Genomic DNA, 24,448 nt, shown 5'->3' on the forward strand with positions numbered 1-24,448 from the left:
GATGGTCAACCTGGACGGCGTCTTCCGTCGCGAATGGGGTCCGGCCGTCGCCGCGATCGCCCGGTGGTCCGGCGACCTCACCATTGCCGAAGACGCCGTCCAGGAGGCCTGCGCAGAAGCGCTTCGCACCTGGCCGCGTGATGGACTGCCGGATCGCCCCGGAGGGTGGCTGGTAACGGTCGCCCGCAACCGCGTCCGGGACCGACTTCGCCGCGAAGCTGCGCGACCCGGAAAGGAAATGGCGGCCGTGATAGACGAGATTCGGGCGCGTACCGATGACACCGACCCGCATCCGGTTCGCGACGACGAGCTACGGATGGTGTTCACCTGCGCCCATCCGGCATTGGACCGGCAGTCGCACTTGGCGCTCACACTGCGGCTGGTGTCCGGGCTGACCGTCGCGGAGATCGCCCGCGCGCTGCTGCAGACCGAGACGGCGGTCGGTCAGCGAATTACCCGCGCCAAGAACAAGATTCGTCGTGCCAATATCCCGCTGCGGGTGCCGCCCGCCGAACTGCTGGCCGAGCGGACGCCGCACGTGCTCGGCTGCATCTACTCGGTGTTCACCGAGGGCTATTGGTCCACGGCAGGTCCGTCGGCGATTCGTGACGAACTGTGCGACGAGGGAATCCGGCTGGCCGGAGAGCTGTGCGCTTTGATGCCGCGCGAGCCGGAGGCGCACGCCTTGGCGGCCCTTGTGCTGCTGCACGATTCGCGGCGAGCGACGCGGGTGGACGCCTCCGGGGCGCTGGTGCCGCTGGAGGAACAGGACCGTCACCGCTGGGACGGCGACCGCATCACCCGCGGCCTGGACCGGCTCCAGCAGGCCCGCGGATCGACCGGACCGTACCTGCCGCAGGCGGTCATCGCAGCCTTGCATGCGACGGCACCTTCTTGGGAACAGACCGACTGGACCGCGATCTGCGCGGCCTACGACCGGCTACTGCAGCTGACCGACTCTCCGGTGGTGCTGGCCAACCGAGCGCTCGCGGTTGGTTTCCGCGACGGCGCCGGCGCCGGTTTGGCGGCACTGGAAAGGGTGGCTCACGACCCGCGACTGGCCAGGTCGAACCTGGTCGCCTCGGTGCGTGCCGATCTGCTGCGACGCGCCGGACGCCGATCCGAAGCCCTGGTCTGGTACCGAAAGGCGTTGGACGCCAACGGTTCCGAGCCGGGTCGGGCATTCCTGCGGCGCCGCATCGCCGAGTGCGGTGGCTAACACCGCCGAGCAGACACAGAATCGCATCGCTCCGGCGATGGTTGTGCGATTCCGCGTCTGCTCGCCGGGGAAATCAGGCCTCGGCGAAGTTGCGGGTGACGGACGGGTCGACCGGAATGCCGGGGCCGGTCGTCGTCGACACGGTGATCTTCTTCAGATAGCGGCCCTTCGATGCCGACGGCTTGAGCCGCAGCACCTCGTCGAGAGCGGCGCCATAGTTTTCGGCCAGCCGCGTCTCGTCGAACGACGCCTTGCCGATGACGAAGTGCAGGTTGGCTTGCTTGTCCACCCGGAAGTTGATTTTGCCGCCCTTGATGTCGGCGACGGCCTTGGCGACGTCGGGTGTGACGGTGCCGGTCTTGGGGTTGGGCATCAGGCCGCGCGGGCCCAGCACCCGCGCGATGCGACCTACCTTGGCCATCTGATCGGGCGTCGCGATTGCGGCGTCGAAGTCCAAGAACCCGCCCTGAATCTTCTCGATCAGGTCGTCACTGCCGACAACGTCGGCTCCCGCGGCGACGGCGGCATCGGCCTTTTCCCCTACCGCGAACACCGCGACCCGGGCGGTCTTGCCGGTGCCGTGGGGCAGGTTGACGGTGCCGCGTACCATCTGATCGGCCTTGCGCGGGTCAACCCCGAGCCGAATCGCCACCTCGACGGTCGCGTCCTGCTTGGTCGACGACGTCTCCTTGGCGAGCTTGGCCGCCTCCAGCGGCGTATAGAGCTTGCTGCGATCCACCTTCTCGGCGGCGGCGCGGTATGCCTTGCTGGTCTTGCTCATATCCGATATCCAATCTGGTGTTGGGTCGTGGTTTCCAACGGGCCGAAGCGAGCCCTCCCACGCGGGTTTGATCCCGGCCTATGCAGACCTACGCCGTACTACTCAACGGTGATGCCCATCGACCGGGCGGTGCCGGCGATGATCTTGGCCGCGGCGTCGATGTCGTTGGCGTTGAGGTCGGTCTTCTTGGTCTCGGCGATCTCGCGGACCTGATCCCAGGTGACCTTGGCGACCTTGTTCTTGTGCGGCTCCGCCGAACCTTTCGCCACACCTGCGGCCTTGAGCAGCAGCTTGGCCGCGGGCGGCGTCTTCAGCGCAAAAGTGAAGCTGCGGTCCTCGTAGACCGTGATCTCCACCGGGATGACCTGGCCGCGCTGGCTCTCCGTTGCGGCGTTGTACGCCTTGCAGAACTCCATGATGTTGACGCCGTGCTGACCGAGCGCGGGGCCAACCGGCGGCGCGGGGTTGGCCTGACCCGCCACGATCTGCAGTTTGATCAGCCCGGCGACCTTCTTCTTCTTCGGGGGCATGGCGACTCGATTGTTCCTTCCTGGTTAAACCTGGTTGATGCGCTGTGCGGGCCGGCTAGATCTTGGAGACCTGGCTGAAGGTCAGCTCCACCGGTGTCTCGCGGCCGAAGATCGAGACCAGTACCTTGAGCTTCTGCTGTTCGGCATTGACCTCGCTGATGGTGGCCGGCAATGTGGCGAACGGCCCGTCCATGACGGTGACCGACTCGCCCACCTCGTAGTCGACCTCGACAACCGGACGTTCCAGCCCGCCCGCTTCGGCGACGGCGGCGGTGCTGGCCGCCCCCTTCGCCGCCTTCTTCGCCGCTCCCCGGGGCAGCAGGAACTTCACCACGTCGTCGAGGGAGAGCGCCGATGGGCGCGAGGTTGCCCCGACGAACCCGGTTACCCCGGGTGTGTTGCGCACCGCTGCCCAGGAGTCGTCGGTCAGGTCCATGCGTACCAGGATGTAGCCGGGCAGCACCTTGCGGTTGACCTGCTTGCGTTGGCCGTTCTTGATCTCGGTGACCTCTTCGGTGGGCACCTCCACCTGGAAGATGTAGTCACCGACGTCAAGGTTTTGCACCCGGGTTTCCAGGTTGGCTTTGACCTTGTTCTCGTACCCCGCGTAGGAGTGGATGACGTACCAGTCGCCGGGCTTGCTGCGCAGTTCCGCCTTGAGCGCAGCGGCCGGGTCGACCTCTTCAGCGGGGGCTGCTACTTCCCGGGCGGTAGTGGCCTCTTGCAGGTCCACCGCCTCACCCGCGGACGTGTCACCGTCGAAGGTAGTCACGGTTTTCAGTCCTCTCTGTCACTGCCAAGTCTTAGCCGAACACCAGCATCACGAGCCTGCCCAGGCCGAGATCGGCGCCGCCCACCAGCGCCACCATGAAGGCAAGGAATACCAGCACCACCGACGTGTAGGTGATCATCTGCTTGCGGTTTGGCCAGATCACTTTCCGCATCTCGGCCACAACCTGCTTGATGTAGTTGTAGACGAAGATGAACGGGTTGGCCGAGCGCGCGGCCGGCCTTCCGGCCTTCGTGGTTTTCTTGGCCTTCACCGACTTCTTCGCCGATGTCTTAGCAGACTTCTCAGCCGACTTCGTGTCTTTCTTGGCGGAGCCCTTCTTCGAGATCTCGGTCGCGGTCGACGACTCCGTGTCCTCGGCGTCCTCGTCGGCCGATACCACACGCTGCCGAGACCGCTTGCCGGTCGGTCGTTGCGGCCGCACCACGGACTTCGTCACCACGGCCGTGCGACCACCGCTGTCGCTGCCGTCCTCGGTTGCGCCGCCGTCGCTTACGGCGCCGTCGGCGGCGTCGCGCTCGTCGCTCACCGCGTGCTCCTTTGTTCGCTAACTATCACGCCAGCCGTCCCGGTAAGACTGGGGATCCTCCCCAGTGTCCAGCATGGCACGTCTTTGCCTTCAGCAGGGGCGACAGGACTTGAACCTGCAACCTGCGGTTTTGGAGACCGCTGCTCTGCCAGTTGAGCTACGCCCCTTCGCGGTTGGCAGGCCAACCTACTCCTGCCGGGGCTTACATGACACGAGCGCACCCCGGTCGGTGGTCACGAACCGAAGTGAGACAATTCGTTCGTCTCGCTCCCGTCGCCGGCTTCGCTCGACCGACTCACGGAAAAGTGCGCTGATGTTGGGAAACCCCGGGGTCCGAGTGTACTAGAGTCTACCCAGGCGCCGGTGCCAGATACTAATTACGCAGTCCTGATGACCTGCCCGGATTCCTTGTCCCATTTGAGTTTGGCGGAGCCGTCGCCCTGCTGACCCATCAGGGTGGTGTAGGCCTCCAGCACCAGCTCGCCGTCGTCGTTGTGGCAGGTGTTCTTGGTGACGACGATATCTGCGCCGAAACGCTCGTCCACGGAGTGGATGTCCATCCGGGCCCACAGCTTGTCCCCGGCGAACACCGGCTTGTAGAACACGAACCGCTGGTCGACCTGGACGATCTGCATGGTCTCCATGCCGATGTCGACGTGCCGGAAGAAATCGAGCTGCACCAGCTTGGCCAGGATCGTCACGAAGGTCATGGGCGCCACGATCGCGTCGTAGCCCAGCTCGGCGGCCGCGTCCTCTTCGAAATAAGCCGGGTGGTCGCACTTGATGGCTTGGGCAAACTGGCGGAGTTGCTCGCGGCCCACAATGAAGTAGTCGGGGTAGCGCCAGATCATCCCGCGGATATCGGTCTTCAAGGCCATGGCTACGCCAATTTCGCCGACGCGATCGCCCGCCCGAAGATCTTCTTGCCGCCAGTGGTGGCAGTGAGCGCGATGGTGACCGACTTGCTGTCCGGATCCACCGACTTCACCCGGCCGCTGAACACGAGCTCGGCGCCCTTGCCGTCGTTGGGCACCGGTACCACCGCGGTGAACCGCACGTTGTACTCGGTGATCGCACCCGGATCCCCGACCCACGACGTGACGTAGCCACCGCCGATGCCCATCGTCAGCATGCCGTGGGCGATCGCGGTGTCCAGCCCGACGACCTTGGCGATGTCGTCGTCCCAGTGAATGGGGTTCAAGTCACCCGACACGCCCGCGTAGTTCACCAGATCCTGGCGGGTCAGCGGATAGACCCGCTCCGGAAGCTGGTCTCCGACCTTGACCGAACTGAACTCACGCAGCGCCATCTGAAAATCCCTCTTCCCCATCCTCGCCGGCACGCCCCGCGAGGGTCGTGTAGGTCTCCTGCACGATGTCACCGTCGTTGTTGGTGATGATGTTCTTGGTGACGATGATCTGGGTGCCGTGCGCCTCACGCATCGAATCCACATACACGTCGCAGTAGAGCTTGTCACCGGCAACGATCGGCTTCATGAATTTCAGCACCTGGTCGACCTGGACGATCTGGGCGTCCTGGACGGCGATGTTCGCATGTTTGAAAAACGCCGATTGCGCCTTGTACCCGAACACGCAGATGAACGTCAACGGCGCCAACAGGCCGTCATAGCCGAGCTCCGCGGAGGCCTTCTCGTCGAAAAAGAAGGTGTCGTCGTTTTGCACGGCCTGGGCATGTTCGCGAATTTTCTCGCGCTCTACCTCGTAATGGTCGGGGTAGCGGTAATGCATCCCGACAATGTTGGTTGTCAGTGGCACGGCTATCGAATCTACCGAATCAGTTTGGCTACCGTATGTGGTCACCGCGTCTCGCGGTGCGCTTGGTGCTTGCCGCAGTTCGGACAGAACTTCTTCAGCTCCAGGCGGTCCGGGTCGTTGCGGCGATTCTTTTTGGTGATGTAGTTGCGGTGCTTGCACACCTCGCACGCCAAAGTGATCTTGGGCCGCACGTCGGTACTGGAAGCCATGACGGTTCTCTCTCGAATCTGGTGTCAAACGTCTCGGTGTTGTGTTGTAGCGATGGCCGGACTCGAACCGGCGACCTAACGATTATGAGTCGTTCGCTCTAACCGACTGAGCTACATCGCCTCTGGGCCGCCCCGCCTTGGTTCAGGGCTGCCCTCCTGCTCGGCGTCTGCCGAGCCCCCTAACGGAATCGAACCGTTGACCTTTTCCTTACCATGGAAACGCTCTACCGACTGAGCTAAGGGGGCCGCTCACCCGTAACGGCCAGTCGTGCCCCGGGCAAAAAGAGGGTACAGCCTGGCGCGCGGCGTCACCAAACCATGTGCGCGACGCGATGCGCCAGCTGGCGGCCTGGACACGCTGGACGACGGGAGCCACGACGGGGGCGCAGATCAGCCGCCACGGTTGCCCCGGTGCGGGTCGAGCACACTGAGATCGCTGAACTCGTCGTATTCCTCTTCGTCGGCCTCCCCGCTACCGCCCTCGGCGAGAAGGGTCCGCAACGCGAGATGGACCGCTTCGCGCGCATCAGCCAGACCGTACCGACGGATCGCTTCCTGGACCAGATCGTCGTCGATCTCGATCTCGACCTTCTTCCGCATGCGCCAACAATACCCACCGGCTTCGCCCGGGGAATCACAGAAGGCCCGCATTTCGCATCCGGGCTATCGTGGCGTCAAGGCCGCCAGGATTGGACCGATCTTGGATCAGTCATAGTCTGGTGGCGTGTCAGATTCGGACCGGCTGTATTTCCGGCAACTGCTCTCCGGTCGCGACTTTGCGGTCGGCGACATGATCGCCGCGCAAATGCGCAACTTCGCCTATCTGATCGGCGACCGTCAGACCGGCGACTGCGTGGTGGTCGACCCCGCCTACGCCGCCGGCGACCTCGTCGACAGGCTGGAAGCTGACGACATGCACGTGTCGGGGGTGTTGGTGACCCATCATCACCCGGACCATGTCGGCGGCTCGATGATGGGCTTCGAGCTCAAGGGATTGGCCGAGTTGCTGGAGCGGGCCACCGTACCGGTGCACGTGAACACCCATGAGGCATTGTGGGTTTCCCGGGTGACCGGAATTCCGATGAGTGACCTGACCACCCATGAGCACCGCGACAGGGTCGCCGTCGGCGACATCGAGATCGAGCTGCTGCACACTCCGGGTCACACGCCGGGCAGTCAATGTTTCCTACTCGACGGCCGGCTGGTCGCCGGGGACACGTTGTTCCTGGAGGGCTGCGGGCGCACCGACTTCCCCGGAGGGGATTCCGACGAGATCTACCGCAGCCTGCAACAGTTGGCCGCGCTACCCGGCGATCCGACGGTATTTCCTGGGCACTGGTATTCGGCCGAACGCAGCGCACCACTCTCGGAGGTCAAGCGGTCGAACTTCGTCTATCGCGCCGCCGATCTGGGTCAATGGCGCATGTTGATGGGCGGCGCAGCAGCGGCAGACCCGGGTTGATCCCGCTGAGTCACCGCCGCCGCGATGCGGGGGCCGCATCTAGGATCGTGCGCTACTCAATTTCGCCGGCGGATCGGTGTGGTGGTATAAGCGGAGGGTGGATTCCATGGGGTGGGTCCAGAGCAGCTGGCATGGGGTCACCGACGTCGAGTCCGGCACCTGGTTCGCGGTGGCTGCGTGGTCGGCGCTGGCACTCGGCGTTATCGCACTGGTCGTGATGAACTATCAGATTCGCCGCAACCGCGCACTGACGTTCGAGCAGACGCGACCGTATGTGTCGATGCTGATGGAGCCCCACGTCGCGGACTGGCATGTGATCGAACTGGTGGTCCGAAACTTCGGTCGCACCGCGGCCTATGACATCCGGTTCTCGTTTCCCAATCCGCCGACTGTCGCCGAATACGAGAATGCCTCGGACGGTTACGCCGACGTCGTCGAATTGCAGTTGCCCCGCGAACTGCCGACGCTGGCGCCCGGTCAGGAATGGCGGATGGTGTGGGATTCGGCGCTGGACCGCGCCGAGATCGGCCATGGGGTCGAATCCCGGTTCGAGGGAACGGTGATCTATTACGACCGCCCCGAGCAGCGGCCCGGCTGGCGGTTCTGGCGACGGGGGCGGCGTCCACTGGAGACAAAAGTGGTGCTGGACTGGGATGCCCTGCCGCCGGTTCAGCGGATCGAGCTGATGACGACCCACGACCTGGCGAAGCGGGAAAAGCAGAAGCTGGAGCTGTTACGCAGCGTGCTGACGTATTTTCACTACGCAAGCAAGGAAACGCGACCCGACGTTTTCCGCAGCGAGATCGACCGGATCAACCGCGCCGTCCAGGAGACTCAGGACAGGTGGCGAACCCGCCAACTCGACGAGCCCACCGACGTCAGCCTGCGCTGGGGTGATGCGGAAAACGAGTTGGGCAAGCATCGCAGTCAGCGGGTCTGAGGTCGCGCCGCGACCGGGCAAGAGATGCGCCGCGGTGGTGATCTGATTCAATCGACGTCCCTACCGAAGGAGTAAACCGATGAGCGGCCCGGTCACCTATACCCACGACGAAACCATCGCGGTGATCCGCATGGATGACGGCAAGGTCAACGTGATCGGCCCCGCCATGCAGCAGGCCCTCAACGAGGCGATTGACCAAGCGGACCGGGACAACGTCGGTGCGCTGGTCATCGCCGGCAACCACCGGGTGTTCAGCGGCGGTTTCGACCTCAAGGTCCTGACCTCCGGCGAGGTGCAGCCCGCGATCGACATGCTGCGCGGCGGCTTCGAGTTGGCCTACCGGCTGTTGTCCTATCCCAAGCCGGTGGTGATGGCCTGCACCGGTCATGCGATCGCGATGGGCGCGTTCCTGTTGACCTCCGGCGACCACCGCGTGGCTGCGCATGCCTACAACATCCAGGCCAACGAAGTCGCCATCGGCATGACCATCCCCTACGCCGCCCTGGAAATCATGAAACTGCGGCTGACTCCGTCGGCCTACCAGCAAGCCGCCGGGCTGGCCAAGACATTCTTCGGCGAAACCGCGCTGGTGGCCGGCTTTATCGACGAGATCGCGTTGCCCGAAGTGGTGCTCAGCCGCGCCGAGGAAGCCGCGCGTGAATTCGCCGGTCTCAATCAGCAAGCCCACGCCGCGACCAAATTACGCGCCCGAGCCGACGCCCTGAAATCAATGCGTGCCGCGATTGACGGAATAGAAGCGGAATTCGGGGTGTAACGGCGGCGTAAAGCCGGTAACCATCGCGGCGGCGTTTCGAATTCTCACCGCCGGGTAACTATCGCCCATGGTTACGCCGGACCGGATCGCCCAGCCCTGGGGAACCAGGACCCCCTACGGAACCGGCCGGGAGTGGCCGCAGCGCATCGATCAATATCTGGTCGACGGCCTGAATCCGGAATCGGTGGATCGGTGGGTGCAGTCGGCCGCGGTGTTGCACTCCAACGGCGACGGCCTGGACATCGCCGTCAAGGATGGGCGTATCGTCGGCGTCCGCGGCCGCGCCGTCGACCGGGTGAATCACGGGCGGGTGGACCCCAAAGACCTGTTCGGCTGGCAGGCCAACGCGTCGCCGGACCGCCTCAGCACGCCGCTGATCCGCCGCGACGGCCAATTGCGACCGTGCGACTGGGACACCGCCATGGACACGATCGTGCAGCGCAGCCGGGAACTGCTGGATAGCCACGGCCCCAGCGCAATCGGGTTCTATACCTCCGGACAGCTGTTCCTTGAGGAGTACTACACCCAGGCCGTCATCGCGCACGGCGCGATCGGCACCAACCACGTCGACGGCAACACCCGGCTGTGCACCGCGACGGCTGCCGAGGCGTTGAAGGAGTCGTTCGGTTGCGACGGCCAGCCCGGTTCCTACACCGATGTCGACCACGCCGACGTCATCGCGCTGTTCGGGCACAACGTGGCCGAGACGCAGACCGTGCTGTGGGCGCGGATGCTCGACCGGTTAGCCGGCGACACGCCGCCCGCCATCGTGTGCGTTGACCCCCGGCTTACCCCGGTGGCCCGGCATGCCACGGTTCACCTGGCGCCGTTGCCGGGGACGAATGTGGCGCTGATGAACGGGTTGCTGCACGAGATCATCGCGCACGACTGGGTCGACCACGACTACATCGACGCACACACCGTCGGCTTCGGCGAGCTGCGCAACCGGGTGGCAGAGTTCCCGCCGCAGCACACCGCCGAGATCTGCGGAGTCGCAGCCGACGACATCCGCCGCGCGGCAAGGCTTCTCGGCACAGCAGAGCGGCTGCTGTCCACTGTGTTGCAGGGTTTCTACCAATCCCATCAAGCCACCGCGGCAGCGGTCCAGGTCAACAACGTTCACTTGGTGCGCGGCATGCTCGGAAAGCCGGGCTGCGGAATCTTGCAGATGAACGGGCAGCCGACGGCCGAGAACACTCGCGAGTGCGGCGCCGACGGAGACCTGCCCGGCTTCCGCAACTGGTCCAACGACGACCACATTGCCGACTTGGCGCGGGTATGGAACCTTGAACCACAACAGATCCCGCACTATGCGCCGCCCACGCACGCGATGCAGATGTTCCGCTATGCCGAAGAGGGCACGCTTCGGATGTTGTGGGTTACCGCCACCAATCCGGCGGTATCGCTGCCGGAGCTCTCGCGGATCCGCGACATCTTGACCCAGAAGCGACTGTTCCTCGTCGTCGAGGACATCTTCATGACGGAGACGGCCGAGCTGGCCGACGTGGTATTGCCGGCCGCCGCGTGGGGCGAGAAGACGGGGACGTTCACCAACGCCGATCGCACCGTACATCTGTCCGAAAAAGCAGTCGATCCACCTGGTTTCGCGCGCAGCGACCTGGACATCTTTCTCGACTACGCGCGGCGCATGGACTTCCGCGACAAGGACGGCCGGCCGCTGGTGTGGTGGACCGATCCCGAGTCGGCGTTCGAGGCGTGGAAAAAGTGCAGTGCCGGGCGGCCCTGCGACTACACCGGTCTGAGCTACGACAAGCTGCGCGGCGGGAGCGGCATCCAATGGCCTTGTAACACAACGCATCCCGACGGCACCGAACGGCTATACACCGACGCCGGATTCTGGGCGGATCCCGACTACTGCGAGGCCTACGGCAAGGACCTGATCACCGGCGCTCCGCTGGAGCCCACCGAATACCGCGCGATGAACGCCTACGGCAAAGCCATTATCAAAGCGGCCGAATATATTCCGCCGCACGAGCCGACCACCGCCGAGTTCCCGTTCGCGTTGATCACCGGCCGCACCCTCTACCACTTCCACACCCGCACCAAAACGGCTCGGGCGCCGCAACTTCAAGACGCCGCACCCGAGGTGTGGGTGGAAGTCTCGCAGCGCGACGCGGGCCGTCTCGGTATCGCGGAGGGCGATACCGTCGATGTGAGCACCCCGCGCGGCACCGTCCGCTGCGCCGCCCGGATCAGCGGCATCCGCGACGGCGTATTGTTCGTGCCGTTCCATTACGGCTATTGGGATGCCGATAGGGACACCGCCGGCCATGGCCATCACCGCGCCGCCAATGAGCTCACGCTCACCGATTGGGATCCGGTGTCCAAGCAACCGATCTACAAGACGGCGGCGGCGCGGCTGCGGCGGCTGCGCGCCGGAACCGGTGGGGCGGCATATGCGCCGACCACGGCGGCCTCGGCACCGGTCGACGGCGCGGTGCCCGATACGGTGGGCGGAGCGGCGGCCCGCGCAGCCGAAGCTCTGGTGAGTGGCGGTGCGTCGTGAAGCTCAAGCTCGCCATCCGCGAATTGCATCGCTCCGAGCGGAAACTCGCTCACCGCCTCAACGTGATGGCCGCACGCCACCGCGGCGACCAGGACATCTATCACCTGGCCCACGACCAGGCCGGCTGGTCGCAGCATCACCTCGAAGAGCTGGCCGAGCATGGCCGCCACTATGGGTTGCGGCTGTCCGCCGACCCGCATACCCGCGCGTTGACCGGCTTTGCGCAGACTCGGATGAGTCGCATGCTGCGACACCGCCCCGAACCGGCCCTGTTGCTGCTCGCCGACCTGCGGCGAATACACCGGATCGCCGCGGGCGCATCGCTGGACTGGGAGCTGCTAGGCCAGGCCGCGCAGGCGGCGAAGGATCTCGAACTGCTGCAGCTGACGTCGCGCTGCCATCCGCAGACACTGCGCCAGATGCGCTGGGCCAACGCGATGCTCAAAGAACTCTCGCCGCAGGTACTCACCAGCTGAACCGCCGGGCGCGTCAGCTTTGCGCCGAGACCCATTGATAGGGAAGGAATTTCCCGTCGAAGGTCACCACCACCCGGTCTCCCGAGGAATGTGTCTGCCGCTGCACGTCGACGCTGAAGTTGATCGCGCTCATGATGCCGTCGCCGAACTTCTCGTGAATCAGCTCCTTGATGGCGCCGCCGTAGACCTGCAGCGCCTCGTAAAAGCGGTAGATGGTGGGGTCGGTGGGCACCGCGGTGGGCAGGCCGCCGCGCATCGGCGGGGCGGCCAGCACCGGCACCACCGACCTGTCGAGACCCAGCATCTCCACCAGGACGTTGCTGAGTTCGGCGGGAACGGGATGCTGTCCGAGGAGCGCCGCCGTCGTCCACGCCACCGGCCTGCCGATGGCGTCGGCCAACTGCTGCCAGGTAAGCCCCTTCGCCAGGCGGGCCAGCACGATCTGTTCGGTGATCTGGTTTCTGTTCATGGCCTCAGCATGCCCGCCACCATCAGTCGCGGGTCGCCGCGGGGTTGCCGGCAGAATGTCTTGGGCGTCGCTCACCACCGTGGCGCCGGCCGCTATGGTGGCCCGCGATGGCACTTCATCTCCACCGTGCCGAGCGCACCGACCTCCTTGCCGACGGACTCGGCGCCCTGCTGGCCGACCCGCTGCCCGACCCGTTCGCATCGGAGCTGGTGCTGGTCGCCGCCCGCGGCATGGAACGCTGGCTGAGCCAGCACCTGTCCCAGGTGTTGGGCAGCCGCGGCGCCCACGGCGACGGCGTGTGCGCCGGCGTCGCATTCCGCAGCCCGCAATCGCTCATCGCCGAGATTACCGGGACCGCCGACACCGACCCGTGGTCGCCGGAGGCCATGACGTGGCCGCTGCTGGAGGTGATCGACACCGTACTCGACGAACCGTGGTGCCGCTCACTGGCAACGCATCTGGGCCACTTCGACACCGACGCCGTCGAGGCCGAGTTGCGCCGCGGTCGCCGCTATTCGGTGGCGCGCCGCCTGGCCGGGCTGTTCGCCTCCTACGCGCGGCAGCGTCCTGCGTTGCTGGCCGGCTGGCTGGACGGGCACGACGACGTGGACGCGGACCTGGCGTGGCAACCCGAATTGTGGCGGGCATTGGTAGCCGCGGTCCCGGCCGATCCGCCGCACGTCCGGCACGAACAGACCGTGGCCCGGCTGACCGCGGGCCCGGCCGACCTGCCGGCGCGGCTGTCGCTTTTCGGGCACACCCGGCTGGCGTGCACCGACGTGCAACTGCTCGGCGCGCTGGCCACGCATCACGATCTGCACCTGTGGCTGCCCCACCCCAGTGACGATCTGTGGCAAGCGCTCGCCGGTGTCTACGGCGCGGCGCCACGACGTCAGGACACCAGCGGGCACGCTGCCCGGCACCCGTTGCTGCACACCCTCGGGCGCGACCTGCGGGAGCTGCAACGGGCGCTGCCGGCCGCTGCGGCGAGCGACGAATTCCTCGGCGGGACAACCAAACCCGACACGTTGCTGGGCTGGCTGCAAACCGACATCGCCGCCAACGCGACGCGTCCGGACGGACGGCGGCTGGCCGTCGGCGACCGCTCGGTGCAGGTCCACGCCTGTCACGGGCCGGCCCGGCAGGTCGACGTGCTGCGCGAGGTGCTGCTGGGTCTGCTGGCGGACGACCCAACCCTGGAACCGCGCGACGTGGTGGTGATGTGTCCCGATATCGAGACCTACGCGCCGCTGATCGTGGCCGCCTTCGGCCTGGGTGAGGTCGCCGGTACCGGGCATCCGGCGCACCGGCTTCGGGTCCGGCTCGCCGACCGCGCGCTCACCCAGACCAATCCGCTGCTCGGCGTCGCCGCCGAACTGCTCGGTATTGCGGGCGGTCGGGCCACCGCCAGCCAGGTGCTCAACCTCGCGCAGGCCACCCCGGTGCGCGCCCGCTTCGGTTTCAGCGACGACGATCTCGACGTGATCACCGACTGGGTGCGCCAATCCAACATCCGGTGGGGATTCGATCGGCACCATCGCCGGCCCTACGGGCTGGAGCGTTTCCTGCACAACACCTGGCGGTTCGGCATCGACCGCATCCTGACCGGCGTGGCCATGTCGGACGACTCGCGGGCGTGGCTGGACACCGCGCTGCCGCTCGACGATGTCGGCAGCAACCGGGTGGACTTGGCGGGACGCCTGGCCGAGTATGTCGCGCGGTTGCAACACGTGGTCGAACGACTTGGTGGCGCAATGCCGTTGACCGACTGGCTGGATGCGTTGACGGACGGGGTGGGCCTACTGACCCGCTGCGACGAGGATTGGCAGCAGGCGCAGCTGCAGCGGGAATTCGCCGACGTGCGCGCCCAAGCCGGCGCCCGCATGTCCACGCTGCTGCGGCTGCCCGACGTGTCGGCGTTACTGGATGCATCGCTGGGCGGGCGTCCCACCCGGGCCAACTTTCGCACCGGCACCCTGACCGTGTGCACCATGGTGCCGATGCGCTCGGTGCCGCATCGGGTGGTGTGCCTGGTCGGGCTCGACGACGGCATCTTCCCGCGACACAGCGCGCCGGACGGTGACGACCTGCTGGCGCGGGCACCGATGACCGGTGAGCGTGACGTCCGCTCCGAGGATCGCCAGTTGCTGCTTGACGCGATCGGTTCGGCCACCGAGACATTGGTGATCACCTACACCGGCGCCGACGAGCACACCGGGCAGCCGCGTCCGCCGGCCGTGCCGCTGGCCGAGGTGCTCGACGCGCTGGATCGCACGACGGGAGCGCCGGTGCGGCGGCAGGTTCTCACCAGACATCCGTTGCAGCCCTTCGACCGCAAGAACGTCACACCCGGGGCACTGGTGCCCGCCACACCGTTCACCTTCGACCCTGCTGCGCTCGCGGCCGCCGAAGCGGCCACCGGAACACGCCGTGCGCCTGTGGGTTTCATTGGCGACCGGCTGCCTGAGCCGCCCGCCGTCGACGTGACGCTGGCCGATCTGCTGGACTTCTTCAAGAACCCGGTCAAAGGATTCTTCCGGGCGCTCGATGTCACCCTGCCCTGGGACGTCGACACCGTCGAGGACGAGATGCCCGTCGAGATCGACGCCCTGCAGGCGTGGACGGTCGGCGACCGGATACTGCACGACATCCTGCGCGGCATGCATCCGGATGCGGCCGCCAACGCCGAATGGCGCCGCGGAACCCTGCCGCCCGGGCGCATCGGGGTGCGCAAGACGAAGGAAATCCTCGACGGTGCATGCCGGCTGGCCCGGGCCGCGCTGCCGCACATGGCGGCCGACGGCGACGCCTACGACATTGACGTCGATCTCGGTGCCGGCCGCCGGCTCAGCGGGACCGTCACGCCCGTCTACGGCGAGCATCTGGTGTCGGTGACGTACTCGAAGCTGGCGCCCAAGCATGTGCTGACGTCCTGGATCGGGCTGGTCGCGTTGGCCGCTCAACTTCCGGCCCGCGAGTGGGCGGCGCTGTGCATCGGCCGCGGAGCCGGCAGGAACCGCACCGCCAGAAGGCAATTCGCACCGCCTCCGGACCCGGTGGCGGTGCTGCGCGATCTGGTGTCGCTGTACGACGCGGGCCGCCGTGAGCCGTTGCCGCTGCCACTGAAAACGTCGTACGCGTGGGCGCAGGCGCGCCGGGACGGCGACGAGCCCGCAGCGGTCGCGCGAGAACGCTGGGAGTCGAACAGGTTTCGCGACGGAGACGACCGGGAGCCCGCGCACCTACGGGTCTGGGGCGACAAGCCCGCCTTCGGTGTGCTGCTTGACGCGCCCCGCCCGGGCGAGGAGGTGGCCGGCGAGGACACCCGCCTAGGTGCGCTGGCGGCCCGGTTGTGGCTGCCGCTGCTGCACGCCGAGAGGACCGGCTGATGGAGCGCTTCGACCTGCTGGGGCCGCTGCCCGCGCACGGCACCACCATTGTGCTGGAGGCCAGCGCGGGCACCGGCAAGACGTTCGCGCTGGCCGGTCTGGTGACTCGCTACCTCGCCGAGACCGACGTCACCCTCGACGAGATGCTGCTGATCACGTTCAACCGCGCGGCCAGCCGCGAGCTTCGCGAACGCGTCCGCGACCAGATCGTGGCGGCGGTGGCCGCTCTGGACGGCCGAATGCCGCCCGACACTGATCTGGTCAGGCACCTGGTGGGTAGCGAGGCCCAGCGCGCGGTACGGCTGGCCCGGCTGCGTGACGCGCTGGCCCACTTCGATGCGGCCACCATCGCCACCACCCACGAGTTCTGCGGCTCGGTGCTGAGATCCCTTGGCGTGGCGGGCGACAGCGATTCCGGCTTCGTCTTGCAGGAGAGCCTCGACGACCTGGTGGCCGAGATCGTCGACGACTGCTACCTCGCGCGCTTCGCCAACAGCGACACCGATCCGGTGCTGACGTATGCGCAGGCGCTCGATCTGGCCCGCTGCGTCGTCGCCGATCCGTACGCGCAGCGGCGCCCGCTGGATCCGGATCCGGACAGCGCGGCCGGTGTCCGGATGGACTTCGCCGAGCAGGTGCTCGACGAGCTGGAACGGCGGAAGCGCCGGCTACGGATTCTCGGCTACGACGACCTGCTGCTGCGGTTGTCGAAAGCCCTTGCGGCAGCGGACTCGCCGGCTCGTGACCGGATGCGGCGCCGGTGGCGAATCGTGTTGGTGGACGAATTCCAGGACACCGATCCGATCCAGTGGCAGGTGCTGGAACGTGCTTTCCGGGGCGTGTCGACGCTGATAATGATCGGCGACCCGAAGCAGGCCATTTACGGCTTTCGCGGCGGCGACATCTACACCTACCTCAAGGCGGCCCGCACCGCCGACGCCCGCTACACGTTGGGAGTCAACTGGCGCAGTGACGGGGTGCTCGTCGAGAGCCTGCAGACGGTGCTGCGGGGTGCCGCACTGGGTCATCCGGAGATCGTGGTGCACGACATCGAGGCGCACCACGGCGGACATCGTCTGGCGGGGGCGCCGCGCGGCGCGCCGTTTCGGCTGCGGGTCGTCAGGCGGCCGACCGTCGGCTACGACGGTACCGCCAACGTGCCAATCAGCTTGTTGCGCGAGCATATTCCCGCCGACCTGGCCGGGGATATCGCGTCCCTGCTGTCCAGCGGCGCCAGGTTCGCCGGACGGCCGGTGGCGGCCGGCGACATCGCGGTGATCGTCGAACATCACCGAGACGCGAGGGCCTGCCGGGATGCCTTGGCGACGGCGGGTATCCCGGCGGTCTACACCGGCGACACCGATGTGTTCGCGTCGCGGGCGGCCAAGGACTGGCTGTGCCTGCTGGAGGCCTTCGACGCGCCGCAGCGCACCGGCCTGGTCCGCGCCGCCGCCTGCACCATGTTTTTCGGCGAGACCGCGGAGACGCTGGCCGCTGAAGGTGATGCGCTGACCGATCGGGTGGCCGCGATGCTGCGTGAGTGGACCGACCAGGCTCGGCTACGGGGGGTGGCGGCGGTGTTCGAGGCCGCGCAGCTGGCCGGCATGGGTCGCCGGGTGTTGGGCCAGCGCGGCGGCGAGCGACACATGACCGACCTGGCGCATCTCGCTCAGCTGCTGCACGAGACGGCTCATCGGCAGCGCTATGGCCTTCCGGCTCTTCGTGATTGGCTGCGCAGGCAGTGCGACGACAGCACCCGTGCCGCCGAGCAGAACCGCCGCCTGGACAGTGACGCCGCGGCGGTGCAGATCATGACGGTGTTCGTGGCCAAGGGTCTGCAGTTTCCGATCGTGTACGTGCCATTCATGTTCAACCGGAACGTCCGCCGCGACGACATCCTGCTGTATCACGACGACACCGATACCCGCTGCCTCTATCTCGGTGGCGACGCCAACCGATCGGTTGAGGAGTTGAACCGTGCCGAGGCGGCCCGTGACAACATCCGGCTCACCTATGTCGCGCTCACTCGGGCCCAGTCTCAGGTGGTGGCGTGGTGGGCGCCGACCGTCGACGAAGTCAACGGCGGGCTGTCGCGGCTCCTGCGCGGTCGTGGCAGCGGTGACCCGGCGGTGCCGGATAGGTGCACACCGCGGGTCTGCGACGACGACGCGTGGGCGGTGTTCACGCGCTGGCAGCAAGCCGGCGGACCGTCGGTCGAAGAATCGACGATCGTCTCCCCCGCCGCCATCGAAACCGGCTCGCCGACTGGCGGTTTGGCGGTCCGGCATTTCCACCGCCAGATCGACACCAGCTGGCGGCGTACGTCGTACTCGGCGCTGGTGCGCGGCGCGGAAGGGGTTGCGCAGTCCGGTGTGACCAGCGAGCCCGAGGTCGACGTGCGCGCCGACGAGGTGGATGCCGTGGTCGTTTCTGAGCCGGGTTCGGGTGCCGACCTCGACTCGCCGCTGGCCGCCATGCCGTCCGGTGCGGCCTTCGGGTCGCTGGTGCATGCGGTGCTGGAAACGGCCGACCCGCAGGCCGTCGACTTGGCCGGCGAGCTCGAGGAGCAGCTGCGACGGCACGCGCCGTGGTGGCCGGTCGACGCCGACGCTGCCGAACTGGCGACGGCGCTGGTGCCGATGCACGATTCGCCGCTGGGGCCGCTGGCCGGCGACTTGACATTGCGCGATATCGGAGTGCGGGATCGGCTGCGAGAGCTGGACTTCGAGATACCGCTGGCGGGTGGTGATCTGCGGGCCCGGGCGCCGCGGGTGTCTCTGGTGTCACTGTCGGATGTGGGCGAGCTGCTGCGGGCACACCTGCCGCGCAGTGATCCGTTCTGGTCCTATGCCGATCGGTTGACGTCGCCCGGTTTGGGCGATCAGTCGCTGCGGGGGTATCTGTCCGGGTCGATAGATGTGGTGTTGCGGTTGCCGCAGCAGCGATACCTGGTGGTGGACTACAAGACCAACCACTTGGGCGCCACCGCCGCCGACTACGGTTTCGCCCGCTTGACCGAGGCTATGCTGCATTCCGACTATCCGTTGCAGGCCCTGCTGTATGTGGTTGTGCTGCATAGGTTTCTGCGGTGGCGGCAGCCCGGATACGATCCAGAGCGGCATGTGGGCGGGGTGCTGTATCTGTTCGTGCGGGGAATGTGTGGTGCCGAAACGCCGATCCGGGACGGGCACCCGGCCGGGGTGTTCGGCTGGGCCGCGCCCGCCGACTTGGTGGTGGCGCTGTCGGATCTTCTCGATGACGGGAGACGTGTCGGGTGAGCGTTGTCGAGACCGCCGTTACCGCAACGGGCCTGCTGCACGCCTTCAACGAAGCCGGGGTGCTCGATCTCGCGGACGTCCATGTGGCACAGCGTCTGTGCGCCCTGGGCAAGGAGACAGATGACCGGGTGGCGCTGGCCGCGGCGCTGGCGGTGCGGGCGCTGCGCGGTGGCTCGGTGTGCGTGGACTTGTCGACGATCGCGGGGGCCGCTGACGGCCTACCGTGGCCGGACCCCGAGCAGTTGCTGGCCGCGGTGCGGGTCAGCACGCTGCTCGCGGATCCGCCGGTGCTGCATCTCTATGACGACCGGCTGCTGTACCTCGACCGGTACTGGCGCGAGGAACAGCAGGTGTGTGACGACGTGGTGGCCATGCTGGTTCCCAGACCGTCCGGTCTTACCTTTGAGCGACTTTTCCCATCCGGCTACCACGAACAGCGAGCCGCCGCGGAAATCGCTGTCTCGCAAGGCCTCACGGTACTGACCGGCGGGCCGGGAACCGGAAAGACCACCACGGTCGCGCGCCTGCTGGCGGCACTGGCCGAACAGGCCGAACTGGCCGGCCGGTCGCGGCCCCGGATCGCGCTGGCAGCGCCTACCGGTAAGGCGGCGGCGCGGCTGGCCGAGGCGGTACGACACGAGGTGACCCGTCTCGATGCGGCCGATCGCATGAGACTCGGCCAGTTGCAGGCGGTTACGCTGCATCGTCTGCTCGGCAGCAGGCCGGACACGTCGTCGCGGTTTCGGCACGATCGCGGTAATCGGTTGCCGCACGACGTGATCGTGGTCGACGAGACATCGATGGTGTCGCTGACGCTGATGGCGCGGCTGCTGGAAGCGATTCGTCCGGGCGCCCGGCTGATTCTGGTGGGCGATGCCGATCAGCTGGCGTCGGTCGAAGCCGGTGCGGTGCTGGCGGATCTGGTGGACGGGCTCGCGGCGCGAGACGACGTGCGGGTGGCCGCGCTGCGCACCTCGCATCGGTTCGGAAAATCGATTGGGACCCTGGCCGATGCGATTCGTGGCGGCGACGCGGACCGGGTACTTGCGCTGCTGCGATCGGGTGACGAGCACATCGAGTTCATCGACGACATCGACCCGACACCACGGTTGCGCGCGGTGTTGGTGCCGCACGCGTTGCGGCTGCGCGAGGCGGCGCTGCTGGGAGCCGTGGACGTCGCGTTGGGCACCCTCGACGAGCACCGGATGCTGTGCGCGCACCGGCGCGGGCCTTTCGGTGTCGGGCACTGGAACCGACAGGTGGAGACCTGGCTGGGTGAAGAGACGGGCCAGCCGCCCTGGTCGCAGTGGTATGCCGGGCGCCCGCTGCTGGTGACCGCGAACGACTACGGGTTGCGGGTGTACAACGGCGACACCGGGGTGGCCGTGGCCGGCCCGGACGGTCTGCGCGCCGTCTTGGCCGGTGCGGCCGGCCCGCTCGACTTCGCCACGGGCCGGCTGTCCGACGTCGAAACCATGCACGCCATGACCATCCACAAGAGCCAGGGCAGCCAGGCCGATGCGGTGACAGTCTTACTGCCGGAACAGGATTCACGATTGCTGACGCGTGAGCTCTTCTATACCGCGGTCACTCGGGCCAAGGAGAAGGTGCGGGTGGTGGGTTCCGAGGCGTCGGTGCGGGCCGCGGTCGAGCGACGCGCGGTGCGGGCATCCGGGCTACGAATGCGGTTGCAGCGTCAGTGATTTCGGCGTTGGATGGCCGGGGCGGTCTGGCGTCGTCTGTTCTCGAGCGTCTCATCGTGGCGCCGACCTGTGCACCACGAATTCGTAGTACCTTTCACATCGACATCACCGAACGCGGAACCGTCATAGCTCATTTGGTTCCGGCCCAGGAGAGTCCCCTAGCCGAGATGATTAGCTCCGGAAAGCTTCATCCCGCCACCATCAGCGGACCGGCGCCACGTTTGAGCGGGCCTATCAAGACTGAGCAAGAGGCCGGCCAGGTGCTGCGCGAGTTGCGCGACAACGAGCGTTACTGAGCTCTACCTCACACGTCGGCCCTAATCAAACTGATTCGGCGGGAAGCGGAAAGCGATGCTCTGACGGAGCGGCTTGACACTCAGGCGCCCGCGGCATGAGTGTCGTCGACGCTGACGGAAGTGGAGCCGCTCCGCGCCCTGCGGTGCGTCGAACCCGGACTGCTCACAAATGTCCTGGATTGATGGCCCGCGTAGCACGCTACGAGGTCGACGAGGTGGTACGGGCGGCGGCGGCCACATATCCCGACGCGGCACTTCGCTTCCTCGATGCGATCCACCTTGCCACCGCACACGCGGCTTTTAGTTCATGGCTCGTTACATTCGTTGCCTATGACGAACGCCTGCTCGCCGCTGCGGCTGCAGTCGGTTTGCCGACGGCCGCTCCCGGCCGCCATCAGCCATAGCGGCTCGGGTCATGTCGGTCAGTGAATTCACTTGAGCAAGGTTTCGCGACGGCTTTGGCTGCGTATGTCGGGCAGGAACCGCTTGAATCCCAGCCCCAGTCCCGCGCCGATCTGCGCACTGCGCGTCAGGCCTGGTCCGGGATGGCCAATCGCCCAGACACGACACTGGCGAAGCCTTACCAGGAATATCGGCGTGAACATCAATGGAATCTCGCCGTGCCCCTCGGTACGCCGCCAGCCTGGGGATTATCCCGACACCATCCATCGGCGAGGTGATCAACGCGAGCGGCTCCGGGCGCGCCCGTCAGACAGTGATAGCTGCCCGGGAAATACGGCTGAATGAAGTCCCGCCGGTTGTCAATTGAACCCCGGCGGTAGGCGAATCCGCTGTCTTCGTTTGACGGCAAGGGCCATATTCGGCTGTCCGGCGCGCGTTTCGGTGCACCAGCGCTCTTGGTCAAAATGGTGGTGGCTTGTTGCGTTCGGCGACGTGGGCATCGTTGAGGGCCCGTTCGGATTTGATGCGGCGGGCGACCTCGGCGGCTCGGGTGCGTTGCCGGTGGGGCATCATCGCGCCGCGGTCACCGATAGTAGTTGCGGGGGTTGGTGTTGGGGGCAAGTCGCTGGTGGTGGTGTTCCAGGCGGGAAAGAAGATCCAGCTGCCGGGGCGGGTGGTGTAGGTCGCTCCGTTGGGCGCGGTCCAGATCACCGTGCCGTCGGGCAGCTGCTCATCCTTCCAGGCCGTCCAGAACGTTTTCAACAGGTGGTGTTTTCGACACGCACACTTAAGGTTTGACGGATGTGTGGGCCCCAACGGCCAGGGCACCGTATGGTCGATGTCACAAAATTCGGCGGGCACGTCACATCCGGGGAACCGGCATGTCAAATCGCGGATTCGGATGAACTCCGCCAGCTTGGCCGACGGTCGGTGGTGCGGCTCTAACCCAAGGCCGGCGGGTTGGCGCACGGGGCTGATGATGGCCCCGCCGCGGATCAACTCGGCCAGCACCGGCGCAGGCACCACACCCCCGCTGGTAATCAACGCGGCCGGCGGCTTGACCGATGACGCGGCGGGCTGATCGGGTTCGGGGTCCGGCGCCAACGCCTCGGCCAGCGTCATCTCCGGAGTGATTGGCCGCGATGGGGGCACCTCACCCGACATGTGCGGGTCAGCTGCAGCATCCAGCGCGCAGGACTCGGCGACGACGTGGATGACCACACCGCTGGCCCGCTCGTTGGTGTCGCCGGCACCGCAGGGGCAGTCGGCGTTACCGCACCCGCAAACCAGCTGTTCGGCGCCTGCCGCCAATGCGCCCAGCGCATCGGCGCGGCGCTGAGCCAGGGTGCGCGGGTCGTCGTCGCACACCCCGTGGGCCATCTGTTTCAGCCGCCGATCCAGCATCGCGGCGTCGGTGGCATATAGCCGGCCCCACAACGCGGCGGTGCCCACGTCGTCGTCGGGTTCGCCGAAGCACACGTCGCGGCCGCGGGCCGCCGCACGGGTGCGCCGCAACGCACCGGGGTCGTAGCGATCAACCCACCCGTCGATGGCTTGCTCCAATTTGGACGCCGACAACGGCCCCCACGCACCGGCGTGTTCGGCCACCGCGGCATCGACGAGTCGCTGCGCCTCGGGGTCGCGGACCAGATAGGTCCGCCACGCGATGACCGACATCAACCGCGCGCTAAGCCCTCCGGCCAAAAACAGCGCCGCCACCTTGGGCAGCCGATTTAACGCCAGGCTCAGATGCATCTGCCCAGACGCCCTGCCCTGACTCAGACCCAGCGCGGCAGCCACCTCGGCAGCAGCGCTGTCCCATTCGTCGCAAGCCCAGTCTGCGCGCTGGTCACTGGCGGTGCGCCGACAGGTCAGCGCGGCGATCGCCGACAACCGCCGAGCACTCGCGGCCGCCTCCGCGCGAGCGCAGTCCTCGATCGCTGCCACCAGCGCAGAGTCGTCGCATCGGCGCAGTTCAGCCGGATCCGGCAACGAGACTTCGAACATATGAGCGATACTAGACGACGGCACCGACAACACGATCTGAACCGACCACCCGCCCGACAACGACGCGTGAAGCCGATGCGGTAACCGCGGTGCTGGCAAGAACGCGAGCATCAGGCAGCGCGGCGAGATCGCGTTGCCCGGTCCGGCGGAAGACAGCGGCGAAAACGCTGACCAGGTTATCCACGCGCGCCGACGCCGACGGAACCAGTGGCGAGGTCTCGTCGCACAGTGCCACTTGCCACAGGCTCAGACCGTGGGCTCGCCCCAGTCGCGCAGCCCTATCCCGGTATTGAACGTCGAAGAATTGGGCGGCCAGGGCCAGGCCGCGGACGAACGCGGCCTTGGTGGACTGCAGCGTAGAACGGCGCGCGATCGCCGCTGATGACTGTGAGCCGTTTGAGTCGTAGCCGCCCTGGAACAGCGCGAGTATCAACAGCAGATGGTAGGTGCGGCTGTTCTATCAGCTTGGGTGCCGTAAGCCGCCGTCCCCCAGGCCAGTTCAAGAACGACTTGTTCCTATCTTGCACGTGTTCGCGCGCAATCTCGCTTGCACTTGGTCACGGAAGCACCCTCCCGGGTACCCGGCAGCGCTTTGTGGAGGTAACACTATGGCTGTGGATCCGGTCGACGAGTTCGGCGCATTGCGCCGAGCGCGTGATGCCACGCTGGCCGCCGAAACAGGCGACGAACTCGTCGACGCCTACGAGCAGGGTGCGATCGTGATGGCCTGGTCGCAGGTCGTCGGGCAGGTGCCAACCCTCACCGACACTTTGCGGGTGACCATACTCGGGGCCGACGACATCGACTCCTACACCGTCGGAACGGTCTCTCGGGCCTTCCAAAACGCGGTGGCGCGAGTCGACAAGGCAACCCGCCGTCCCACCTCCACAG

24 protein-coding genes and 3 tRNA genes are annotated in these 24,448 nt (G+C 66.8%); 12 read left to right on the forward strand and 15 right to left on the reverse strand.

Annotated features, from left to right (window positions below):
- The first annotated feature begins 1 nt into the window (after window position 1).
- On the forward strand, window positions 2-1,219 hold the full coding sequence (locus BST40_RS01075; protein WP_083153148.1) for an RNA polymerase sigma factor: 1,218 nt from the start codon (window positions 2-4) through the stop codon (window positions 1,217-1,219).
- 73 nt (window positions 1,220-1,292) lie between these two features.
- Here BST40_RS01075 and rplA read toward each other — a convergent pair whose 3' ends face one another.
- The 12 genes from rplA to BST40_RS01135 form a co-directional block, all read right to left on the reverse strand.
- Entirely contained in the window at window positions 1,293-2,000 is a 708-nt protein-coding gene (gene rplA, locus BST40_RS01080) for a 50S ribosomal protein L1 (RefSeq protein ID WP_075546996.1), read from the reverse strand.
- A 98-nt stretch (window positions 2,001-2,098) separates the two neighbouring features.
- A complete protein-coding gene (gene rplK / locus BST40_RS01085) occupies window positions 2,099-2,530 on the reverse strand; it encodes a 50S ribosomal protein L11 (protein WP_075546995.1) in 432 nt (143 codons plus the stop codon).
- Window positions 2,531-2,585: 55 nt separating this feature from the next.
- Window positions 2,586-3,302, reverse strand: a complete 717-nt coding sequence (nusG, locus tag BST40_RS01090) for a transcription termination/antitermination protein NusG (RefSeq protein WP_083153149.1) — start codon at window positions 3,300-3,302, stop codon at window positions 2,586-2,588.
- A 31-nt stretch (window positions 3,303-3,333) separates the two neighbouring features.
- Entirely contained in the window at window positions 3,334-3,849 is a 516-nt protein-coding gene (gene secE, locus BST40_RS01095) for a preprotein translocase subunit SecE (RefSeq protein WP_075546993.1), read from the reverse strand.
- A gap of 94 nt (window positions 3,850-3,943) precedes the next feature.
- Window positions 3,944-4,016: transfer RNA gene (locus BST40_RS01100), tRNA-Trp, on the reverse strand.
- Between the two features lie 210 nt (window positions 4,017-4,226).
- Window positions 4,227-4,727, reverse strand: a complete 501-nt coding sequence (gene hadC / locus BST40_RS01105) for a (3R)-hydroxyacyl-ACP dehydratase subunit HadC (RefSeq protein WP_075546992.1) — start codon at window positions 4,725-4,727, stop codon at window positions 4,227-4,229.
- 2 nt (window positions 4,728-4,729) lie between these two features.
- Complete coding sequence (gene hadB / locus BST40_RS01110) at window positions 4,730-5,158, reverse strand: (3R)-hydroxyacyl-ACP dehydratase subunit HadB (protein WP_075546991.1); 429 nt, start codon at window positions 5,156-5,158, stop codon at window positions 4,730-4,732.
- Window positions 5,145-5,597, reverse strand: coding sequence for a (3R)-hydroxyacyl-ACP dehydratase subunit HadA (hadA, locus tag BST40_RS01115; RefSeq protein WP_371686846.1), 453 nt, complete (start codon window positions 5,595-5,597; stop codon window positions 5,145-5,147). The genes hadB and hadA overlap by 14 nt, the downstream gene beginning before the upstream one ends.
- Before the next feature lie 68 nt (window positions 5,598-5,665).
- Window positions 5,666-5,833: a 50S ribosomal protein L33 gene (gene rpmG, locus BST40_RS01120; protein WP_003898538.1), complete on the reverse strand. Its 168-nt coding sequence runs from the start codon at window positions 5,831-5,833 to the stop codon at window positions 5,666-5,668.
- Between the two features lie 47 nt (window positions 5,834-5,880).
- A tRNA-Met gene (locus BST40_RS01125) sits at window positions 5,881-5,954 on the reverse strand.
- A 52-nt stretch (window positions 5,955-6,006) separates the two neighbouring features.
- Window positions 6,007-6,079 (reverse strand) — tRNA-Thr (locus BST40_RS01130).
- Between the two features lie 144 nt (window positions 6,080-6,223).
- The gene (locus BST40_RS01135) at window positions 6,224-6,433 is read right to left on the reverse strand and encodes a type II toxin-antitoxin system VapB family antitoxin (protein ID WP_075546989.1); all 210 of its coding nucleotides are present in this window, start codon (window positions 6,431-6,433) and stop codon (window positions 6,224-6,226) included.
- A 124-nt stretch (window positions 6,434-6,557) separates the two neighbouring features.
- On the opposite strand from BST40_RS01135, the gene BST40_RS01140 reads away from it, so the two are divergent.
- From BST40_RS01140 to BST40_RS01160, 5 genes are all read left to right on the forward strand, one after another.
- Window positions 6,558-7,295, forward strand: a complete 738-nt coding sequence (locus BST40_RS01140) for an MBL fold metallo-hydrolase (RefSeq protein WP_083153151.1) — start codon at window positions 6,558-6,560, stop codon at window positions 7,293-7,295.
- A 106-nt stretch (window positions 7,296-7,401) separates the two neighbouring features.
- Entirely contained in the window at window positions 7,402-8,235 is an 834-nt protein-coding gene (locus tag BST40_RS01145; RefSeq protein ID WP_083153152.1) for a hypothetical protein, read from the forward strand.
- A 79-nt stretch (window positions 8,236-8,314) separates the two neighbouring features.
- Window positions 8,315-9,010 carry a crotonase/enoyl-CoA hydratase family protein gene (locus BST40_RS01150; protein WP_083153154.1) on the forward strand — a complete coding sequence of 232 codons (696 nt, stop codon included), beginning with the start codon at window positions 8,315-8,317 and terminating at the stop codon, window positions 9,008-9,010.
- A 67-nt stretch (window positions 9,011-9,077) separates the two neighbouring features.
- Window positions 9,078-11,537, forward strand: coding sequence for a molybdopterin oxidoreductase family protein (locus BST40_RS01155; RefSeq protein WP_083153155.1), 2,460 nt, complete (start codon window positions 9,078-9,080; stop codon window positions 11,535-11,537).
- On the forward strand, window positions 11,534-12,013 hold the full coding sequence (locus tag BST40_RS01160; protein ID WP_075546984.1) for a hypothetical protein: 480 nt from the start codon (window positions 11,534-11,536) through the stop codon (window positions 12,011-12,013). The genes BST40_RS01155 and BST40_RS01160 overlap by 4 nt, the downstream gene beginning before the upstream one ends.
- 13 nt (window positions 12,014-12,026) lie before the next feature.
- Here BST40_RS01160 and cynS read toward each other — a convergent pair whose 3' ends face one another.
- Window positions 12,027-12,482 carry a cyanase gene (gene cynS, locus BST40_RS01165; RefSeq protein ID WP_075546983.1) on the reverse strand — a complete coding sequence of 152 codons (456 nt, stop codon included), beginning with the start codon at window positions 12,480-12,482 and terminating at the stop codon, window positions 12,027-12,029.
- 107 nt (window positions 12,483-12,589) lie between these two features.
- Between cynS and recC the strand changes: the two genes are divergently transcribed.
- The 5 genes from recC (at window position 12,590) to BST40_RS31375 (ending at window position 21,552) form a co-directional block, all read left to right on the forward strand.
- Window positions 12,590-15,871, forward strand: a complete 3,282-nt coding sequence (gene recC, locus BST40_RS01170) for an exodeoxyribonuclease V subunit gamma (RefSeq protein ID WP_083153157.1) — start codon at window positions 12,590-12,592, stop codon at window positions 15,869-15,871.
- Window positions 15,871-19,149 (forward strand): exodeoxyribonuclease V subunit beta, encoded by a 3,279-nt coding sequence (recB, locus tag BST40_RS01175; RefSeq protein WP_083153158.1) that lies wholly within the window; start codon window positions 15,871-15,873, stop codon window positions 19,147-19,149. Before recC ends, recB begins: the two co-directional genes overlap by 1 nt.
- Entirely contained in the window at window positions 19,146-20,852 is a 1,707-nt protein-coding gene (gene recD / locus BST40_RS01180) for an exodeoxyribonuclease V subunit alpha (protein WP_075546980.1), read from the forward strand. The genes recB and recD overlap by 4 nt, the downstream gene beginning before the upstream one ends.
- 167 nt (window positions 20,853-21,019) lie before the next feature.
- A complete protein-coding gene (locus tag BST40_RS32430; protein ID WP_255245974.1) occupies window positions 21,020-21,148 on the forward strand; it encodes a hypothetical protein in 129 nt (42 codons plus the stop codon).
- A gap of 182 nt (window positions 21,149-21,330) precedes the next feature.
- Complete coding sequence (locus BST40_RS31375) at window positions 21,331-21,552, forward strand: hypothetical protein (RefSeq protein ID WP_240316573.1); 222 nt, start codon at window positions 21,331-21,333, stop codon at window positions 21,550-21,552.
- 457 nt (window positions 21,553-22,009) lie between these two features.
- Here BST40_RS31375 and BST40_RS01195 read toward each other — a convergent pair whose 3' ends face one another.
- Together BST40_RS01195 and BST40_RS01200 are read right to left on the reverse strand one after the other, a co-directional pair.
- The gene (locus tag BST40_RS01195; RefSeq protein WP_083153160.1) at window positions 22,010-23,557 is read right to left on the reverse strand and encodes an HNH endonuclease signature motif containing protein; all 1,548 of its coding nucleotides are present in this window, start codon (window positions 23,555-23,557) and stop codon (window positions 22,010-22,012) included.
- A 10-nt stretch (window positions 23,558-23,567) separates the two neighbouring features.
- Window positions 23,568-23,990 (reverse strand): hypothetical protein, encoded by a 423-nt coding sequence (locus BST40_RS01200; RefSeq protein WP_075546978.1) that lies wholly within the window; start codon window positions 23,988-23,990, stop codon window positions 23,568-23,570.
- A gap of 175 nt (window positions 23,991-24,165) precedes the next feature.
- Between BST40_RS01200 and BST40_RS01205 the strand changes: the two genes are divergently transcribed.
- Window positions 24,166-24,448: hypothetical protein (locus BST40_RS01205; protein WP_208618893.1), on the forward strand; the 283-nt coding region annotated here is incomplete at its 3' end.

The organism is Mycobacterium persicum (assembly GCF_002086675.1).
GTDB lineage: Bacteria > Actinomycetota > Actinomycetes > Mycobacteriales > Mycobacteriaceae > Mycobacterium > Mycobacterium persicum.

Bases quoted from the DNA above. Each gene is read 5' to 3' on its own strand.
- BST40_RS01075 (WP_083153148.1), top strand. From the start codon at position 2: ATGGTCAACCTGGACGGCGTCTTCCGTCGCGAATGGGGTCCGGCCGTC.
- rplA (WP_075546996.1), bottom strand. From the start codon at position 2,000: ATGAGCAAGACCAGCAAGGCATACCGCGCCGCCGCCGAGAAGGTGGAT.
- rplK (WP_075546995.1), bottom strand. From the start codon at position 2,530: ATGCCCCCGAAGAAGAAGAAGGTCGCCGGGCTGATCAAACTGCAGATC.
- hadC (WP_075546992.1), bottom strand. From the start codon at position 4,727: ATGGCCTTGAAGACCGATATCCGCGGGATGATCTGGCGCTACCCCGAC.
- hadB (WP_075546991.1), bottom strand. From the start codon at position 5,158: ATGGCGCTGCGTGAGTTCAGTTCGGTCAAGGTCGGAGACCAGCTTCCG.
- hadA (WP_371686846.1), bottom strand. From the start codon at position 5,597: ATGCATTACCGCTACCCCGACCATTACGAGGTAGAGCGCGAGAAAATT.
- rpmG (WP_003898538.1), bottom strand. From the start codon at position 5,833: ATGGCTTCCAGTACCGACGTGCGGCCCAAGATCACTTTGGCGTGCGAG.
- BST40_RS01135 (WP_075546989.1), bottom strand. From the start codon at position 6,433: ATGCGGAAGAAGGTCGAGATCGAGATCGACGACGATCTGGTCCAGGAA.
- BST40_RS01145 (WP_083153152.1), top strand. From the start codon at position 7,402: ATGGGGTGGGTCCAGAGCAGCTGGCATGGGGTCACCGACGTCGAGTCC.
- BST40_RS01150 (WP_083153154.1), top strand. From the start codon at position 8,315: ATGAGCGGCCCGGTCACCTATACCCACGACGAAACCATCGCGGTGATC.
- BST40_RS01155 (WP_083153155.1), top strand. From the start codon at position 9,078: ATGGTTACGCCGGACCGGATCGCCCAGCCCTGGGGAACCAGGACCCCC.
- cynS (WP_075546983.1), bottom strand. From the start codon at position 12,482: ATGAACAGAAACCAGATCACCGAACAGATCGTGCTGGCCCGCCTGGCG.
- recC (WP_083153157.1), top strand. From the start codon at position 12,590: ATGGCACTTCATCTCCACCGTGCCGAGCGCACCGACCTCCTTGCCGAC.
- recB (WP_083153158.1), top strand. From the start codon at position 15,871: ATGGAGCGCTTCGACCTGCTGGGGCCGCTGCCCGCGCACGGCACCACC.
- BST40_RS32430 (WP_255245974.1), top strand. From the start codon at position 21,020: ATGATTAGCTCCGGAAAGCTTCATCCCGCCACCATCAGCGGACCGGCG.
- BST40_RS31375 (WP_240316573.1), top strand. From the start codon at position 21,331: ATGGCCCGCGTAGCACGCTACGAGGTCGACGAGGTGGTACGGGCGGCG.
- BST40_RS01195 (WP_083153160.1), bottom strand. From the start codon at position 23,557: ATGTTCGAAGTCTCGTTGCCGGATCCGGCTGAACTGCGCCGATGCGAC.